Raw genomic sequence first — 16,777 nt, 5'->3', positions numbered from 1 at the left:
GATGTGTCCATGGTTTTAACTGAGCTGGCTGATATAATTGATGCCAGGCGACAGGCGTCACCTCAATCTTCTTATGTTTCGCAGTTATTGCATAGCGGTGAAGATAAAATCCTCAAAAAAGTTATTGAAGAGGCTGGTGAAGTGCTGATGGCATCCAAGGATGGTGACAGACAGCATTTGATTAAGGAAGTGGCTGATGTCTGGTTTCATACTATGGTGTTGCTAACGTATCATCAGATACGGGTTGAAGATGTGTTACAGGAATTGCAGCAGCGACAGCATATTTCTGGTTTGACAGAAAAAGCCAGCCGTAAATCACAGTAATTACAACGTATTTTTAAATGTGCGCTGCTGTGAACAAACAGCCGGCGCATGTTTTTTTTAGGCAGTTGAAGTAAAGGATAATATTATGGGTAGTTTTTCAATTTGGCATTGGGCAGTGGTTTTGCTGATTGTTGTGCTGATTTTCGGTACTAAAAAGTTACGCAATATTGGTAAGGATCTGGGTGGTGCGGTACATGACTTTAAGCAGGGACTGAATGAAAGTGATCGAGAGATCGCGAAAAAGGATGCTGTAATCGATCATAATAATGATGACAATAAAGCGTAGAAGACTTTTATGTTTGGCTTGGGCTTTGGTGAAATTTTACTGATTGCCGTTGTGGCACTGGTGGTACTTGGGCCGGAACGGTTGCCCAAGGTGGCGCGTAGCGCTGGTTTGTGGGTAGGTCGCATTCAGAATTTTATTAATAATGTTAAGACCGAATTGAGCCAACAGGCCGGAGTGGCGGAATTCAGACAGGCACGTGACAGTATAGAAGCAACCGCCCGAGCACTTGAGCACGATATCAACTCCAATGTGCGCAGTATCCGAGGCGAAGTAGATGCACTGAAACGCCAGCTGGGCAAAGATGAACCGCATGTGGAGGCAGATAGTATGTCAGTATTATCAGAACCCTTGCCTGATTGTTGCTCACCAGTAGCAGAAGCGCCATTGCTGCATCGGGTTTCATTACGCCGGCAGGCTTTACAACGCCGGCGGGATATGCGACCACGGCGTGGCATAAGCCCAAAATTGCGCGTACGCCGACATTAATGGATAGGTGCTTGTAATGCCGGTTGATGAAAATACTGAATTGACATTGATTGATCACTTGCTGGAATTGCGTCGCCGTCTGATGTGGATTCTGGGTATTATGTTGTTGTGTTTTGCGCTTATGGTGCCTTTTGCGCAGAAAATCTATACTTTTGTAGCCGAGCCGTTAATGGCAAATTTACCGGCCGGTCAGCATATGATTGCTACTGAAGTGATTGCGCCATTTTTTGTACCATTAAAAGTTACGTTGATGGCAGCATTTTTGCTAACGTTGCCACATACGTTATATCAAATCTGGGCTTTCGTTGCACCGGGTTTGTACCGACATGAAAAACGCTTGGTTTTGCCGCTGTTAATTGCCAGCATATTATTGTTTGCTCTGGGTATGGCATTTGCCTACTATCTGGTTTTTCCAGTTATATTCCGTTTTCTTACTGGTATTACGCCTGTCGGAGTCAGTATGGCGACCGATATTGATAAATATTTATCCTTTATTCTAGGTATGTTTGTGGCATTTGGCGTAACATTTGAAGTTCCGGTACTGGTGATTCTGCTAAACAGAATTGGGATGGTATCAGTTACACAGTTAACAAAAGCCCGTGCTTATATCGTAGTAGGGGCTTTTGTTGTGGCAGCAGTGGTAACGCCGCCGGATGTTTTGTCGCAAACCATGCTGGCTATTCCCTTGATTTTGCTTTATGAAGTTGGGATTCTGATATGTCGCTGTCTGGGTGGTGACAGGAAAGAGACAGCTTTATCCGTTCATTCGCGGAGACAATAAATTTTTTATTTTGTATACTGAAATAAACAGGCTGCCTGAAAATTTTCAGGCAGCCTGTTTATAAATACTAAGCCAGTTAACGGCATTGTTCGTTGGAGAATTATATGAATCAGCCACGAATTGATTCGTGTCCGAATATTTATCGTTCATCCCCCCTAATCTGGTGGCTGGGAATGCTAACCTTGTGCATCGTACCATTTATGTCGAGCTGGCGTGTTGGTACATTGTCAAGTTTTTATCTGGAATCAGGAACCTTGTTTTTTGTACTTTGTCTGGCCGGGTTAACCGTGCTGACACGCAAAACACAGTTTTCACTTCCAGCTACCACTATCGGGCTGCTATTGCTTGCTATTCTGTTAGTACTACAGGCACGCATAATGCAACTGCCTTATGCCAGCCAGTCTGACTTGACTGCGTTGGTTTTTATGGTGCTTGCTATACTGGCCTGGGCTGCACGCGACTGGGTGATTCGCATTGGCCAGACTCAGGCAGTGACTATTTTGGCTATGGCGCTGGTGCTGGGGGTATGGTTACAGTCGCTAGTCTGTGTGCTGCAGTTTACTGGTGTGACTGGCTGGTTTCCCGGTATATTGAATGGTCCGGGTAATTATTATATTTATGGGCAGTTGGCACAGCGTAATCATCTTGGGCATTACCTGATGTGGGGTGTGCTGGCTTTATGTTTTTTATGGCAGCAACGGCGTCTGCCTAATTGGCTGGTATGGTCACTATTAATCTGGTTTACCGGAGTAATGGGGCTGATTGGTTCACGTACGATTATTGTGTATGTGCTGGTTATTGGTCTGTCACTATTTTTCTGGCGCTGGCGCGCTGGTGCTGCGGCAAACCGTTTGCTGCTAATGCTAGCCACAGCTATCGGACTGGTATTGCTGTTTCAGTTAATACTAAGCCCTTTATTTGAAATGTTGATGCATATTAATTTTCAGTCTGGTACTGCTCGGCTGGAGCAGGGTGGATTTGCTCAGTCCGGACGCCAAATGGAATGGTATAAAGCATGGCTGATATTCAAAAGTGCTCCTTGGTTTGGTTATGGCTGGGGCAGCTATGCTTATCAGGGTTTTGCCATTACTGATATCTATCCGAGCGGATTTCGCCAGTATGAAAATACAGTGCTGTTTACTCATTGTCATAATCTTGTACTGCAATTACTAGCAGAAACAGGATTGATCGGATTCTTGATTGCTAGTATCTCTTTTATCTGGGCGATATGGCCACATTTACGTAAAGGATTTAACCCGGCATCTATTGTGCTGATGAGCATGATTCTGGTGTCTTTATGCCACAGTATGCTGGAATATCCGTTATGGTATAGCTATTTTCTTGCTGTATTTGTGCTATTCATCGCATTGACACCGTTATCACAGCATCAGCAGACCCAATTGGGTCTGCCAGCCTCTGTTCGGGCAAACCAGTTCTGGGCTATGTTGATATTGATATGTATGGGATTGTTGTTGCAGCAAATGTTGTCCTATCAACGTTTTTTAAAGGTGCGTGCTAATCGTGACATGCCACAGGTGGAACAAGTAAGCCGTATGCATGACTTGCGTAAACAGATGTATTTTCTGCGTTATTATGTTGATATGGCGGTTATTGAAAAACTTAATGTTACTAATTCTTCTTTACCTTTATGGGGTAAACAAGCTGCATTGCTCGCTGGCCAATATCGCCCTTACAGCAACACTTTCATGCGTGGACTTTACTTGCAACAGGAACATCAGAATGAGGCTGCACAGCTGTGGTTTAGTCAGGTAAGTCATTATTATCCGGGATTAGTTCCAATTTTCATAAACGGAATCAGGGAACGACCGCAAGCAGTGGCAGTGATACCACAGTTGCAGCAGGATTGTCTGAAATATCAGCAGCAAAGTGCTCAGAAAATGAATTGTTTATAGGGTTTAAACACATATTTAACATAGTGGTTTTTAATGAAAAAGTGAGCAAAAGCCCTGTTATTGTAAAGATAATTTCAACCCACATGTTAAGATACAAAGTGTAAATAAAGTATATGGGTTTGTAGTAAATACAAACTGTGCACTTCCATTTAGGAGGATGATATGAATCGTGTATTATTAATTGATGACGATAATTTGTTGACTGAACTACTCACTGAGTATCTAACAGCAGAAGGACTGGAAGTAAGTCGTGTCGCTGATGGCGAAGCTGGTGTTAAAGAAATTTTAAGTGGTCAGTATAACGTAGTGGTACTGGATTCCATGATGCCGAAAATGAACGGCCTGGATGTGTTGAAAACTGTACGCGTACAAAGCAAGGTGCCGATCATTATGCTGACAGCCAAAGGTGATGATATTGATCGCATTATTGGTCTGGAAATGGGTGCGGACGATTATGTCCCGAAACCATGTCAGCCACGTGAGTTATTAGCACGCATTAATGCGATTTTACGCCGTACGCACCAGAGTCAAGACAATGACCAAAATGGTATCCCAAACAGTATTGCAGCCAGTGGCGTGGTGCTGTATCCGGCCAAGCGTCAGGTTACTATTGAGGATGAACCTCTTGAGTTGACCAGTACGGAATTTAATTTGCTCGAAGTACTGATGCGTCATGCTGGGCAGGTGGTAAGCAAAGAAACCCTGTCACTTGAAGCATTGGAGCGCAAACTGGCCAAATTCGACCGTAGTATAGACGTTCATATTTCCAGTATCCGGCATAAGCTTGGCAATGCCAGTCTGATTCAGACCGTACGAGGTCTGGGTTATTTGTTTGTTAAAAACTGAACCAGAATACAGGCTGTTGATAAACGGCCTGTTCTACCATATGAAACTGTTTCCCCGTATATTTGCTACGTTTTGTGCAGTGATTGTTTGTGCCATTTTTGTAGCCAGTTCTTCTTTCTGGCTGGTACAAAACACGCTGGCTGAAACCCGGTTCAAACAGCAGCGTAACTTTGAAGAAAACCTGCTCAGCAGTACCATGAATGCATTTCAGGCTCGTGGTGATGCCGGTATACGGGAGCAGTTAAAGGAGTGGGGTAATAGTCCCGGTGGTGAAAATCTGTACGTTATCACTGGTGACAACAAGAACGATATTCTCGGGCGCCCTATTGACCCTGAAGATATTGATAAGGCTCATGAATTTGCCTTGTCACATCCAAATTCAAAACTGGTGCAGATTTCTTATAATTCACTTGGGGAAGAATATCTGTTTATGATTCGTGGTTGGAGTCATGAGCGCACACCTCGTCCGCCAAGTCCATTTTTTATACCCGGTCTGCCTATTGCACCAGTCTGGCATGAGTTTATTATTCTCAGTTTCATTATTGTTGTTGGTCTGCTTACAGCCTATATTCTGGCCAATAATATTACCCAGCCGATCCGTGTTCTGTGGCGAGGTATGGATCGTTTGGCACATGGAAATTTGCAGACTCGGGTATCGCATCAGCTTTCAGAAAGGCGTGATGAACTGTATTCTCTGGCTGTACAGTTCGACAATATGGCCGATAAATTACAAAAGCTGGTTGAAAAAGAACGCCACTTATTGCATCACGTCTCTCATGAAATGCGTTCGCCGCTGGCACGTATGCAGGCCATTATCGGTTTGATTCATGTGCAGCCGCAAAAGCAGGAACAGCACTTGCAGCGTCTAGAAAGTGAGCTTGGGCGCATGGATTTACTGGTAGGTGAACTGCTTACTTTGTCGCGACTGGAAACTTCTGACTTGCCAATTACACTTGAACCGCTACCACTGGTGCCACTAATTAAACAGATTGTCGAAGACAATCAGGCAGTGGCCATGCAACACCAGCAAACCTTATCATGGCAGAGTGATATACCAGAAACTGCAATGGTAAAAGCTAATGAAAGCTATTTGTATCGTGCTTTTGATAATGTGGTACGTAATGCAATTAATTACAGCCCTGAAGGCAGTGAAATCAAAATTCATGTGCATGAAGGAGGTAAATTGCAATGGCAGGTTGATGTCAGCGATGATGGCCCTGGTGTGGCAGAGAATCAGTTACCGCATATTTTTACTGCCTTTTATCGCGCAGACAGCAGTGCCAATAAACCGGGTACTGGTTTGGGACTGGCTTTAACCAAGCATATTATTGATCGCCACCATGGCAAGATTTATGCAGATAATCAGCAGCCCAAAGGTTTAAGTATGCATTTTTTGTTGCCTAAATTTACGCCGAGCAGAAACAGAAGTCGCCAGAAAGATAAAAGCTAAGTAATATTCAGCAGCCGGATAAAGTGATTGTCTTTATCCGGATTACCTGTTTAGGCATAAGATTAATGTATCCGTTATTGATATAAAATTGTCTGATTTAATTTACATCTTATCTGTAAATGATTCAGGCTGGCTATAAAAAAGCCCACTAATATAAACTAACACGAAAATACTACACGGCCAGTTAATCAATTTTATTGGTTTAACTAAAAGTGATCTTGTTAGAGGAACTTAAAACCACAAAATTACCTCTTTATATTTTATTTATGTCATATTTATTTCCTGATGATAATCAGTATGAACCTAGTTAATCTTTTTTAGCGCTAATATTTAAAGTGGGAAATCTATTGACTTAACGCGCCTACCTTGTAAAACCAGCAACAATAACGATAATCTTCCCCCGTTGCGATTAATTGACGCAATATCTATTGACGATTATTGCGAGCATATTCAACCTTATCTTTGGGGTACTAAATAAAATGGTGTAGGTTGCTCTCATCAATATCTTTCAAATGTGCCACCGCAGCGGCTTCAAAGCACCAATAGCCCACAAAAGAACAAGTGTCTTTAGCGTTCTCCTGCTGTTTTAAATGACTATCATCATAATTGTATCCAGTTTTACGCAGACCATCATACCAACGGCGTAAGTATTCATCTAAAAACTTTAACGTATCTTTGTCGGTTTGCGCATGAATAGCTTTATAAAGAAGATTACGAAAGTTTAGTTCTCGTGGTGTTTTTTCTACAGTAATTGGGTAGTTTGCAATTTTCATTGCAATTAGACTATCTAATGCTTTCTCTCGTTTTTCTTGAGCAGAATCGACAGCTTTAACAATGGTTTCAAACCAATCTTGGTGTCTAAATAAAATTGCTAACCACAACAAATTCGATAATGTTTCAGTTTTAAAATATTCCGTTAATATAATAATATTTATCTAATCATCTGAATGGACAAGATTATATTTATCTACATAATCAATAGAGCTATGAATATAGCTTAAAATACATCCTATTCTAGATAATAACCTATTGAATTATAATTATAATGTATAGGTTAAACAAAATTATTGATATTATAATTCTATCATAAATTCTGCATAACCATCTTTTTCCTTTTTCATAACGTTATCGACCATACCAATTAGCTTTGTAAGTCTTTCCTGAAAATAATAGTAAAAATCTTCATCTAATAGTTCTGACGGCATTGTTGTTCAAATCCAGTCATTTTAATTTTCTTAATAAATTTTCTATAGCAGGAAATTTAATTGTTTGCTTTCTGTACTGGTGTATCTGTCTCTGCTACAGGAAGAGAAGCGTGTTGGTTAAACCAATCAGCTACAATCTGATTCACCTCATCTATGCCGTGTTTTTTTAGACTGGAGAATAGTTGTACAGTGACTTGCTGGCGGGCAAAATATGGTTGGAGTGCTTTTTTAACACTGGCCAATGTTTTAATCTGCTCATTTTTAGATAATTTGTCTGCTTTGGATAACAAAATATGAACAGGGCGATTGGTTACCGCAAAAAAATCCAGCATCTGTTTGTCCAACTCTTTAAGTGGATGGCGTGCATCCATAATCAGAATCAGCCCGATTAGCTGCGCCCTTGTTTGCAGATAATCACCTAGTAAAGTTACCCAGTGACGGCGTATTGCTTCCGGTACCTGTGCATAACCATAACCGGGTAAATCAACCATGAACCCGCCATTGGTCAGTTCAAAAAAATTGATATGCTGGGTACGACCGGGCGTTTTGGACACATAGGCCAAACGGGTGTGGTTGGTCAGAGTGTTAATGGCGCTTGATTTACCTGCATTACTGCGACCTACAAAAGCAATTTCAGCGGTTGTTGTAGGCAGATCTTTCAGGTGATTAACGGTAGTATAAAACTGAGCGTGACGAAACAGATTCATGAGTAACTAAAAAAGATAACAAGGTAATAGCATACCATGTTTTTTGAGCATAATCCGAGTTTAGAAAGATAGATTAACAGTGGTTTTGATGTACGGCACTTGATTTTTTATATCATACTGCTAAACTAAACCAAGTTTATTTTAAGGAAACATTCAGATGGAAGACGGGGTCTCGGGCAGTAGTATTGTGCATGTAGACATGTTTTTCTCTGGTTTCAGGCAGCTTTGCTCGTGTAGCAGGCTGCCTGTTTTTGTTTAACGTATAGGAAAAGAAAATGGATTTTAGCTGGTTGGGAGAACCGGCCACATGGGTGGGGCTGATTACCCTAGTGATTCTGGAAATTGTTCTGGGTATAGACAATCTGGTATTTGTGGCGATTCTGGCGAATAAAACCAGTCCGAAGCAGCGCGACCATGCCCGCATAGCCGGCTTAACGTTGGCCGTGCTCATCCGTATTGTGATGCTGGCACTGATGTCTTTTATTATTACTCTAACCAAGCCGTTCGTGCATATTGGTGGTTTTGCCGTTTCGATTAAAGATCTGATTATGTTTGGCGGTGGACTATTTCTGCTTTATAAGGCAACCACTGAATTACATGAACGTCTGGAAGGCCATACGGCCATAGCCTCGATTACCAATGTGGCTGTATATGCCAGTTTCTGGAGTGTGGTATTGCAGATTGTGGTGCTGGATGCGGTATTCTCACTTGATTCGGTGATTACTGCTGTAGCCATGGTGCAACACATTACAGTAGCCATGCTGGCGGTAATTATTGCTATGGCAATCATGATTTGGGCTAGCGGGCCATTAACCGAGTTTGTAAACCGGCATCCTACAGTGGTGATGCTGTGTCTGGGTTTTTTGCTGATGATTGGGTTCAGCCTGATTGCTGAAGGGTTGCACTTTGCAATACCTAAGGGTTACCTATATGCCGCTATCGCCTTTTCTATCCTGATTGAAATTTTTAACCAGATTTCTACACGTAATAGCCGCCGTAATGACATGATTGGTCGTTCATGGCGGTATCGTACCGCAGACAGTGTATTGGGGATGATGGGATTGCGTGAAAAGGAGCTGGCTAAGAATGGCACCCAAGCAGAAGACGATGAGCATTTTGAAGAAAATGAAAAATCCATGATACGTAGTGTGTTGACTCTGGCAGAACGACCGATAATGGGCGTAATGACACCACGCAGCGATATTGAACGACTGGATTTATCGCAACCACGGCAACAACAGCACCAGCAATTACAAGATACGCCCTTTTCCCGACTGGTAGTAGTAGGCAAGGCAGGTATTGATGAACCCTTGGGATTTGTTAATAAAAAGGATTTGTTAAACCAACTTTTAAAGGGTGAATCGTTAAATATTCAGGCCGCTTTGCGGCAGCCACTAGTCTTACCTGATAGCAGTACCGTGCTTGATGCTATGGAGTTATTCCGTTCACGAAGTGCAGATATTGCTTTGGTCGTGGATGAGTTTGGTGCCGTTCTCGGGCTGGTAAGCATGAAAGATTTAATGGAAACCATTGCCGGTGATTTTCCGGAAGAGTATGAACGCGCAGATGCACCTAGTATTCAGCAAAATGCTGATCACAGTGTTACCGTAGATGGCAGTCTGGAATATGCCATTCTGGCTCAGCATCTGTCTTTGCCGACACTACCGGAAGATGCTGAATATCATACTGTAGCAGGGTTGATCATGGAAGAAATGCAGGATATCCCCGATGTCGGCGATACTATTGATTATGCCGGTTATCGTTTTGAAGTATTGAGCAAGGACGGCCATCGTCTGGAACGGGTACGTATCAGCAAAATTGAACTGCCAGAAGCTGAATAACTCGGTACAGACAGGTAGTCATAAAAAAAGCCTACTATTCATAGTAGGCTTTTTACATTTAACAATTTGATTATTTAATCTGGCTGCCAATAACGCCACCCAGTGCAGCGCCACCCAAGGTTGCACCGGTATCTTTTCCCAGCAGATTACCAGCCACACCGCCCACGACAACACCAGCAGCTGTATTGCGCTGAGCTGGTGTCATGTCTGCACAGGCAGAGAGAGATGCAGCTGTGGCGGCTAGTAATACCAATGTTTTCATATTCAGTTTCATGTTAATACCTTTTTCAAGAGTAATAGAATAATTTTGTATCAATTCATATTTGTATTGCTAGAAAACTGTTAATAGCAGACAAAGTATTATTTCCTGATTGATTATATACCTGTAGTGAACCAGTTTAGCAGAAAATTGCATTCAGAACTGCAAAGGTATTCATATCGGTATAATTTTAAGGTAGCTAACAAGTTATTCAGATTCTGTGGCAATATCGGTTATTATCTCGGGTGTCTGATGTGAAGGCTGCTTTTTTTCCTTGTATTTAATGACTGCCCGATCCAGCTTATCCATCAAACAATCAATGGCTGCATACATATCATTATCAACACAATCAATATGGATGTCTTTACCAGAAAGATGTAAGTCAATTTCCGCTTTTTTCTGAACTTTTAATACCGAAAAAGTAACAGTTGCACTGATTACCTGATCCGCATGTCGAATAATACGTTCCAGCTTACTCACGGTGTAATCTTTCAAGGCAGCGGTAACGTCTAGGTTTTGCCCGACAAATTTCAGGTTCATAGCTTAACTCCTTTTTAAGGGTTTTGGGAAAGACAAAATAAATTTTATATAAGCTAACTGAAAATTAATGATTGTTGTATTGTACTTTACGTTGGTGCGCCGGTGGAATTTTCAAGGCCTCACGATATTTTGCTACTGTGCGCCGTGCCAGATTGATGCCCTGTTTCGCCAACTGGCTGACCAGATACGAATCAGAGTAGGGATGTTGCGGGTCTTCTTCGTTAATCATACTTTGCAGTAATGATTTAATAGCTGTCTGGCTGTTACCTGTGCCATCATCTGTGGTGGCTACAGACTGGCTGAAAAAGTAACGCAGAGGAAAAACACCTTGTGAACAAGTCAGGTATTTTTGATTAATCGCGCGTGAAATGGTGCTTTCTGCCAGTTGCAGTGCCTGAGCTGTTTCCTTGATTGTTAATGGAGTTAAGGCCAGTGAGCCAAAATTGAAAAAATCCTGTTGCTGCTGCAAAATCCATTCCCCCAGACGCTGTAAAGTGGTTTTTCGCATTTGCAAACTATTAATACAGGTTTGTGCTTCCTGCCATTTGCTTTTGCACATCGCATCCATTTCCGTGTTTTCTTGCTGTAACCACTCCTCTACACCAGCTTCTATTTTCAATTGTGGAAAAGCATCGCGCAGAATACGGATTTGCCAGCAACCGTTGTTATCGGTATACACTTCCAGATCAGGACGTATAGCCAGAATACCATTGCGATCAGGTAAGCCATAACAAGGAAAAGGATTCAGAGTGCCAATCAGTTTGCAGGCTGCTTCAAGAGTAGTGGCAGAAAACTGTGGCAATTTACGGCACAGTTGCTTGAACTGGTGAGTGCTGAGCCACTGACCAAAGTATTCACTAATCAACAGGTGCGCACAGGTATGAATGGCATCACTATTCACGCTTGGTGCAAGTGACAGATTATCCAGTTGCAGTAGCAGCGATTCCTGTAAATCACGTGCACCAACACCCGTTGGTTCGAACTGTTGCAGGATAGCCAGCGCACGAGCCAGCTCCTTTTCATCCAGTCGCCACTCCAGAGGTGCATTTTCTACCAGATCGGTTAAACTACCGTCCAGATAACCCTGTTCATTTAAATTATCAATCAAAAAATAAACCAGAGCTGCCGTAGCATCGTCCAAGTCGTATTCACACACCTGCCGGCGCAGTAATGCATACATATCAGGCTCATCGGCCAGCGTTTCCCAGATATCGCTTTCGCCTTCCATCATGCCATGTTGTGGCGGCTGAACATACTGAGAAAAAATTGTAGCATCCTCAGGCGTATTTTCAACTTCTTCGAGGAAAGGATTATCGGCCAGCCAGCCAGAAACCAGTTCCTGTAGTTCCAGTGTGGATAGCTGCAATACCTGTAATGATTGTTGCAGCTTGGGACTAAGACGTGTAGTAAGATTGAGTTTAAGATGAGTAGAGGTCTTTTGCATACGCACTTAATACTCGAAATGCTCACCCAGATAAACAGCGCGCACCTGGTCATTATTAACCAGTTCTTCTGGTATACCGGAAGCCAGTACACTACCCTGATTAATAATATAAGCGCGATCACAGATACGCAGGGTTTCACGCACATTATGGTCTGTAATCAGTGTGCCGATACCACGCTGTTTCAGGAATGAAATCAGATTTTGAATGTCAATCAGCGCAATCGGATCAACCCCGGCAAAAGGTTCATCCAGCAGAATAAAGCGCGGATTCATTGCCAGTACCCGCGCAATTTCGGCGCGGCGACGTTCACCACCAGACAGAGAAATCGCAGTATTATTGCGTATATGCTCAATATGCAGATCTGCAAGCAGCAGCTCCAGCTGTTCAGCGCGTTTTTCCGGCGGATAACTGATTTCCAGAATAGCATTGATGTTCTGGGCTACCGTCATTTTGCGGAAAATCGATGCCTCTTGTGGCAGATAGCCCAAACCCAAACGGGCACGTTCATAAATCGGACGATGAGTGATGTCCTGACCATCTAATGTTATACGACCACCATCGGCAGCAATCAGCCCCACAATCATATAGAAGCTAGTGGTTTTACCGGCACCATTCGGGCCAAGTAAACCGATTACCTCACCACTATTTACTTCCAAAGCAACATCATTGACTACCTGACGCTGTTTAAAACTTTTTTGCAGGCCGCTGACACATAGCTGGCTTTGCGGCACAGTAGACGTTACATTCATGAGCCTAGCCTATTTCTTTTTCTGTTGTGGTTGGATAATGACATGTACCCGCCCTTTGGGTGAACTTTTAACCGTATAAACTTCAGTATTGGTGTTGTAAACAATTACAGCGCCGCGCGCCATATCGCCGCCGCGGTTTACCTGAGCATTACCAGTAATGGTAACAATGCCACTCTGGCTTTCATAATGCACATTATCGCCCTGACCAAATACCATGCCGTCTTTTTCCAGTTGCTGGCCAAATGTAGCCGGTTTGCCATCAGCAATAATAGTCTGGTTACCGGTATTATCCTTATGCGCAGTCACACGGGCAGCATTCATATACATAGAACCCTGTCGCATTTTAACATTACCAGTAAACACCGTTGTCTGATTCTGTTTGTCCAGAGAGCCCTGATCAGCCTCAATCTGAATTGGTTGCTGCCGGTCACTTTCCAGTGCCCAGACATCCATGCTGCCTGCGAGTAGCAGCATAGCTGCTAAAACTTTACCACTAGTGCGAATGCGGATCATAAATAATAGCCTTTACACGCGCGGGTAAATTCAGAAAACCGCGCTGTTTGTCATATTCAAAACCTTGCGATGTACCATGCGACATCCCATACTGGTATGTGACCGGCGCATCGGTTTTAATTACCTGAGTTTGTGTATCTACATGTAAAACACTGGTTTGCAGCTGGCCTTCCGGTTCATCGCCTACCGATTTCTTGTGCCACACTACCTGCCCAAGCAAATCCACCTGCCGGCTGTCAGTATAATACTGGCCGGTACTGGCCTTAATACGATACAGTTCAGCGCCGTTTTTATACAAACTCATATCAGGATTATCAATATAAATAACAGTCTGCTGCGGAAACTGCCGTGCAGCAGTTGCATGGATCGTTTCACTTAACTGCCCATGCTCATCAAAGCGTTCGCCGTTAATCGTACTAATCTCATACTTTGGTTCTTTCGGATTCAGCGGAATTTCCACCATTTTCACTTCAGTAATGCGATCAAGCCAGAAGCTGATACCACCAAGTGCCACCGCCAGAATCAGCGGGAAAACCCAGTTACTGCGGCTGCGTAACACACTCATGCCAGATACTCCGCCATTTCAGCAGCCAGAAATCCTTGTGCATCCAGTAACAAATCACATACTTCACGTACCGCACCGGCACCACCTTGCGCCCGAGTAACATAATCAGCATACTGTAATACCAGTGCATGCGCATTCGGTACGGCTATCGCCAGCCCGCAATGTCTCATCACCGGTAAATCCACCACATCATCACCGATATAAGCACATTGCTGTTCACCTAATTCCAGTTGCTGGAGCAGTTGCTGATAACAACTGCGCTTATCCGTAATACCTTTAAAGTAATGCTGAATACCGAGCTGCTGAACACGAATCCCAACAGAGGGCGCATCACGTCCGGTGATAATTGCCGTCTGGATACCGTGCCGGTGTAGCATTTTCAGCCCATGCCCGTCCAGCGTATGGAATGCCTTGATTTCCTCGCCATTATCACGGATAAAAATACGGCCATCAGTCAGCACACCGTCTACATCCATAATAAACAGCTTGATTTGCTGTGCAGCCTGCAAGAGTGCAGTAGCAGACATCATTGCATTCATCAATATACCCTTAAAATAACTTGCCAGACCGCCTAAACAATGCGCGCCTGTAATAAATCATGCATATTCAGCGCACCAACCGGACGGTTATCCTCATCAATAACCACCAGACCATTTACCTTATTGGTTTGCATGGTTTTTAACGCTTCCGTAGCCAGCCGATCTGGCCTAATGGTTTTAGGCGCATGTCCCATCACATCTGCCATTGTCCAGTCTTTCAATTGCTGGTTATTCTGGAACAGACGGCGTAAATCGCCATCTGTAAATAAACCACTTAACTGCCCGTTGCAATCTACCACTATCAGCATACCCAGACCTTTTTCGCTCATAGTCACAATGGCCTGATGCAATAGCGTATCTTCCTGTACCAGCGGCATTTCCTGACCACCATGCATCACATCTGCCACTGTTAACAACAAACGCTTACCCAAACTGCCGGCCGGATGGCTCAGTGCAAAATCTTCCGGCGTAAACTGACGCGCCCGCAATAACGCAACCGTCAGCGCATCGCCCAGTACCAACACCGCAGTGGTACTGGATGTAGGCGCCAGCCCCAGCGGACAAGCCTCATGTGATACATGAGCGCACAAATGAATATCGGCATGTTTCGCCATACTGGAACTGGCTTTGCCGGTAATACAGATTAACTGCACATGTTTGCGCTTGATGGCCGGTATCAGCGCCAGAATTTCTTCACTTTCACCAGAATTGGACAGCGCAATCAACACATCGCCATCCACAATCATACCCAGATCGCCATGTCCTGCTTCAGCCGGATGGACAAAATAAGCTGGCGTACCAGTAGAAGCCATAGAAGCAGCAATTTTGCGCCCGATATGGCCACTTTTACCCATACCGGTAATAATCACCCGCCCGCGACAATCCAGAATAGTAGCCACAGCCGCGGCAAAATGCTCATCCAGACTGGACGCAACTTCCCGTACAGCCTGTTCTTCAATAGCAAAAACTTCCTTGCCCCAGTCCAAATATTTATCCTGAACGTTCATAGCACCATCAGCAGCAATAATAAGCAAACAAAACAAATTTAACCTGATTATAACCTGATAACAGTCATTATGTTTGCTTAAGGAACTTGTCAAAATACCCAAGCCTCGTTAGAGTAAGCCATAACCCATTAACAACCGGTTCAATCAATTGATTAACCTAAACAAATCATATCTAACAGATATTTACCACAAGGAAACAAAATGACCGTATTATCACAAGTCAACACACTGGGACAGCAAATCTGGCTAGACAACCTTTCCAGAAGCCTGATTCAGTCAGGAGAGCTGGTCCAAATGCTGGAGGCGGGCATCAGTGGCGTGACTTCCAATCCGGCCATTTTTCAGAAAGCCTTTGCCGGCGACAGCCTGTACCAAAACGATATTGCCCGCCTCAAACAGCAGGCACTAACCCCGAAACAACGTTACGAACAGCTAGCCGTGGCGGATGTACAGGCTGCTTGTGATATTTGCCTGCCTTTATATGAAAGCAGTCAGGGAAAAGCCGGTTTTGTCAGTCTGGAAGTCGCTCCTGATCTGGCCGATGACGCACAGGCCACCGTTACCGAAGCCGTACGCTTATGGCAGCTGCTCGACCGCTCCAACGTCATGATAAAAATACCTGCTACCGATAGCGGCATACAGGCTTTAACCACACTCGTGGCACAAGGCATCAACGTCAACCTTACCCTGCTGTTTTCCAAAGCTCAGCTGCAAAAATCATGGCAGGCACATGCAGCCGGCATTCGCCAGCGTCTGGCCAACAACCTGCCCGTTAACCGCATACAGGTAGTAGCCAGCTTCTTCCTGTCGCGGATTGACAGCGCACTGGACATCACCCTGCCAGCTTCTTTACAGGGCAAAACCGCCATAGCACTGGCCAAAACCGCCTATGCCGAATGGCAGCAATTTATCCAAAGCCGCGAGTTTACCGATCTGGCTGCACAGCAGGCTGCACCACTGCGTTTGCTCTGGGCCTCTACCGGCACCAAAAATCCGGCTTATTCCGACGTCTGCTACATAGAAAACATCATTGGTGCAGACACCATCAATACCGTACCGGCCAATACCCTCAACGCCTTTATCGACCATGGTAAAGCTGCGGCTACCCTGACTCAGGACGTACAACACGCCAAAAGCGTACTGATTGAAATCGAGCAACTAGGTATCAACCTTGAAATACTGGCCAGCCGCCTGCAACAGGAAGGATTACAACAATTTATAGATGCCTTCGATGCCTTATTGCAACCTTTGAATTAAAGGTTTAAGTTAAAAAATAACAGGTATAAATTATATTATGTTTAATTTATACCTGTTATTTTAA

At 43.9% G+C, this 16,777-nt stretch carries 19 protein-coding genes; 9 read left to right on the top strand and 10 right to left on the bottom strand.

Annotated features, from left to right (window positions below):
* The first annotated feature begins 9 nt into the window (after positions 1 to 9).
* The 7 genes from MJ761_RS01275 to MJ761_RS01245 all read left to right on the top strand — a co-directional run bounded on the left by MJ761_RS01275 (position 10) and on the right by MJ761_RS01245 (position 6,086).
* Positions 10 to 324 carry a phosphoribosyl-ATP diphosphatase gene (locus tag MJ761_RS01275; protein ID WP_093091360.1) on the top strand — a complete coding sequence of 105 codons (315 nt, stop codon included), beginning with the start codon at positions 10 to 12 and terminating at the stop codon, positions 322 to 324.
* An 85-nt stretch (positions 325 to 409) separates the two neighbouring features.
* Positions 410 to 610 (top strand): Sec-independent protein translocase subunit TatA, encoded by a 201-nt coding sequence (gene tatA, locus MJ761_RS01270; RefSeq protein WP_093091263.1) that lies wholly within the window; start codon positions 410 to 412, stop codon positions 608 to 610.
* Positions 611 to 619: 9 nt separating this feature from the next.
* A complete protein-coding gene (gene tatB, locus MJ761_RS01265; RefSeq protein WP_093091261.1) occupies positions 620 to 1,096 on the top strand; it encodes a Sec-independent protein translocase protein TatB in 477 nt (158 codons plus the stop codon).
* A 16-nt stretch (positions 1,097 to 1,112) separates the two neighbouring features.
* Positions 1,113 to 1,877: a twin-arginine translocase subunit TatC gene (tatC, locus tag MJ761_RS01260; protein ID WP_093091259.1), complete on the top strand. Its 765-nt coding sequence runs from the start codon at positions 1,113 to 1,115 to the stop codon at positions 1,875 to 1,877.
* A 104-nt stretch (positions 1,878 to 1,981) separates the two neighbouring features.
* Positions 1,982 to 3,790 carry a PglL family O-oligosaccharyltransferase gene (locus MJ761_RS01255; protein ID WP_093091257.1) on the top strand — a complete coding sequence of 603 codons (1,809 nt, stop codon included), beginning with the start codon at positions 1,982 to 1,984 and terminating at the stop codon, positions 3,788 to 3,790.
* A 162-nt stretch (positions 3,791 to 3,952) separates the two neighbouring features.
* Complete coding sequence (locus MJ761_RS01250) at positions 3,953 to 4,636, top strand: response regulator transcription factor (RefSeq protein WP_037404941.1); 684 nt, start codon at positions 3,953 to 3,955, stop codon at positions 4,634 to 4,636.
* 40 nt (positions 4,637 to 4,676) lie between these two features.
* Positions 4,677 to 6,086 carry a sensor histidine kinase gene (locus MJ761_RS01245; protein WP_093091255.1) on the top strand — a complete coding sequence of 470 codons (1,410 nt, stop codon included), beginning with the start codon at positions 4,677 to 4,679 and terminating at the stop codon, positions 6,084 to 6,086.
* A 470-nt stretch (positions 6,087 to 6,556) separates the two neighbouring features.
* On the opposite strand, the gene MJ761_RS01240 is transcribed toward MJ761_RS01245, so the two are convergent.
* Together MJ761_RS01240 and yihA are read right to left on the bottom strand one after the other, a co-directional pair.
* Entirely contained in the window at positions 6,557 to 6,970 is a 414-nt protein-coding gene (locus MJ761_RS01240; RefSeq protein ID WP_141683402.1) for a PoNe immunity protein domain-containing protein, read from the bottom strand.
* A 377-nt stretch (positions 6,971 to 7,347) separates the two neighbouring features.
* Entirely contained in the window at positions 7,348 to 7,998 is a 651-nt protein-coding gene (gene yihA / locus MJ761_RS01235) for a ribosome biogenesis GTP-binding protein YihA/YsxC (protein WP_093091251.1), read from the bottom strand.
* 275 nt (positions 7,999 to 8,273) lie between these two features.
* Here yihA and MJ761_RS01230 point away from each other — a divergent pair, with 275 nt between their 5' ends.
* A complete protein-coding gene (locus MJ761_RS01230) occupies positions 8,274 to 9,839 on the top strand; it encodes a TerC family protein (protein ID WP_093091249.1) in 1,566 nt (521 codons plus the stop codon).
* A gap of 70 nt (positions 9,840 to 9,909) precedes the next feature.
* Here the strand turns inward: MJ761_RS01230 and MJ761_RS01225 are convergent, their stop codons facing one another.
* From MJ761_RS01225 to MJ761_RS01190, 8 genes are all read right to left on the bottom strand, one after another.
* Positions 9,910 to 10,113 carry a glycine zipper 2TM domain-containing protein gene (locus MJ761_RS01225; RefSeq protein ID WP_093091247.1) on the bottom strand — a complete coding sequence of 68 codons (204 nt, stop codon included), beginning with the start codon at positions 10,111 to 10,113 and terminating at the stop codon, positions 9,910 to 9,912.
* A 192-nt stretch (positions 10,114 to 10,305) separates the two neighbouring features.
* Complete coding sequence (hpf, locus tag MJ761_RS01220) at positions 10,306 to 10,638, bottom strand: ribosome hibernation-promoting factor, HPF/YfiA family (RefSeq protein ID WP_093091245.1); 333 nt, start codon at positions 10,636 to 10,638, stop codon at positions 10,306 to 10,308.
* 64 nt (positions 10,639 to 10,702) lie between these two features.
* Complete coding sequence (gene rpoN, locus MJ761_RS01215; protein WP_093091243.1) at positions 10,703 to 12,082, bottom strand: RNA polymerase factor sigma-54; 1,380 nt, start codon at positions 12,080 to 12,082, stop codon at positions 10,703 to 10,705.
* A gap of 6 nt (positions 12,083 to 12,088) precedes the next feature.
* On the bottom strand, positions 12,089 to 12,832 hold the full coding sequence (gene lptB, locus MJ761_RS01210) for an LPS export ABC transporter ATP-binding protein (protein ID WP_093091241.1): 744 nt from the start codon (positions 12,830 to 12,832) through the stop codon (positions 12,089 to 12,091).
* 9 nt (positions 12,833 to 12,841) lie between these two features.
* Positions 12,842 to 13,345: a lipopolysaccharide transport periplasmic protein LptA gene (gene lptA / locus MJ761_RS01205; protein ID WP_093091239.1), complete on the bottom strand. Its 504-nt coding sequence runs from the start codon at positions 13,343 to 13,345 to the stop codon at positions 12,842 to 12,844.
* Positions 13,326 to 13,910, bottom strand: coding sequence for an LPS export ABC transporter periplasmic protein LptC (gene lptC / locus MJ761_RS01200; RefSeq protein WP_037404951.1), 585 nt, complete (start codon positions 13,908 to 13,910; stop codon positions 13,326 to 13,328). The genes lptA and lptC overlap by 20 nt, the downstream gene beginning before the upstream one ends.
* A complete protein-coding gene (kdsC, locus tag MJ761_RS01195; protein WP_093091358.1) occupies positions 13,907 to 14,440 on the bottom strand; it encodes a 3-deoxy-manno-octulosonate-8-phosphatase KdsC in 534 nt (177 codons plus the stop codon). The genes lptC and kdsC overlap by 4 nt, the downstream gene beginning before the upstream one ends.
* A gap of 41 nt (positions 14,441 to 14,481) precedes the next feature.
* On the bottom strand, positions 14,482 to 15,456 hold the full coding sequence (locus MJ761_RS01190) for a KpsF/GutQ family sugar-phosphate isomerase (protein ID WP_093091356.1): 975 nt from the start codon (positions 15,454 to 15,456) through the stop codon (positions 14,482 to 14,484).
* Positions 15,457 to 15,657: 201 nt separating this feature from the next.
* Here MJ761_RS01190 and tal point away from each other — a divergent pair, with 201 nt between their 5' ends.
* A complete protein-coding gene (tal, locus tag MJ761_RS01185; protein ID WP_093091237.1) occupies positions 15,658 to 16,713 on the top strand; it encodes a transaldolase in 1,056 nt (351 codons plus the stop codon).
* The last annotated feature ends 64 nt before the right edge of the window (positions 16,714 to 16,777 follow it).

This window comes from Snodgrassella communis, from assembly GCF_914768045.1.
Taxonomy (GTDB): Bacteria; Pseudomonadota; Gammaproteobacteria; order Burkholderiales; family Neisseriaceae; genus Snodgrassella; species Snodgrassella communis.
The sequence above is the reverse complement of the archived record's forward strand: the minus strand, read 5'-3'. Positions and strand labels throughout refer to the sequence as shown.

Bases quoted from the DNA above. Each gene is read 5' to 3' on its own strand.
- lptB (WP_093091241.1), bottom strand. From the start codon at position 12,832: ATGAATGTAACGTCTACTGTGCCGCAAAGCCAGCTATGTGTCAGCGGC.
- kdsC (WP_093091358.1), bottom strand. From the start codon at position 14,440: ATGATGTCTGCTACTGCACTCTTGCAGGCTGCACAGCAAATCAAGCTG.
- rpoN (WP_093091243.1), bottom strand. From the start codon at position 12,082: ATGCAAAAGACCTCTACTCATCTTAAACTCAATCTTACTACACGTCTT.
- tatB (WP_093091261.1), top strand. From the start codon at position 620: ATGTTTGGCTTGGGCTTTGGTGAAATTTTACTGATTGCCGTTGTGGCA.
- lptC (WP_037404951.1), bottom strand. From the start codon at position 13,910: ATGAGTGTGTTACGCAGCCGCAGTAACTGGGTTTTCCCGCTGATTCTG.
- MJ761_RS01255 (WP_093091257.1), top strand. From the start codon at position 1,982: ATGAATCAGCCACGAATTGATTCGTGTCCGAATATTTATCGTTCATCC.
- MJ761_RS01190 (WP_093091356.1), bottom strand. From the start codon at position 15,456: ATGAACGTTCAGGATAAATATTTGGACTGGGGCAAGGAAGTTTTTGCT.
- hpf (WP_093091245.1), bottom strand. From the start codon at position 10,638: ATGAACCTGAAATTTGTCGGGCAAAACCTAGACGTTACCGCTGCCTTG.
- yihA (WP_093091251.1), bottom strand. From the start codon at position 7,998: ATGAATCTGTTTCGTCACGCTCAGTTTTATACTACCGTTAATCACCTG.
- MJ761_RS01245 (WP_093091255.1), top strand. From the start codon at position 4,677: ATGAAACTGTTTCCCCGTATATTTGCTACGTTTTGTGCAGTGATTGTT.
- tatC (WP_093091259.1), top strand. From the start codon at position 1,113: ATGCCGGTTGATGAAAATACTGAATTGACATTGATTGATCACTTGCTG.
- lptA (WP_093091239.1), bottom strand. From the start codon at position 13,345: ATGATCCGCATTCGCACTAGTGGTAAAGTTTTAGCAGCTATGCTGCTA.
- MJ761_RS01230 (WP_093091249.1), top strand. From the start codon at position 8,274: ATGGATTTTAGCTGGTTGGGAGAACCGGCCACATGGGTGGGGCTGATT.
- MJ761_RS01250 (WP_037404941.1), top strand. From the start codon at position 3,953: ATGAATCGTGTATTATTAATTGATGACGATAATTTGTTGACTGAACTA.
- MJ761_RS01225 (WP_093091247.1), bottom strand. From the start codon at position 10,113: ATGAAACTGAATATGAAAACATTGGTATTACTAGCCGCCACAGCTGCA.
- tatA (WP_093091263.1), top strand. From the start codon at position 410: ATGGGTAGTTTTTCAATTTGGCATTGGGCAGTGGTTTTGCTGATTGTT.
- MJ761_RS01275 (WP_093091360.1), top strand. From the start codon at position 10: ATGGTTTTAACTGAGCTGGCTGATATAATTGATGCCAGGCGACAGGCG.
- tal (WP_093091237.1), top strand. From the start codon at position 15,658: ATGACCGTATTATCACAAGTCAACACACTGGGACAGCAAATCTGGCTA.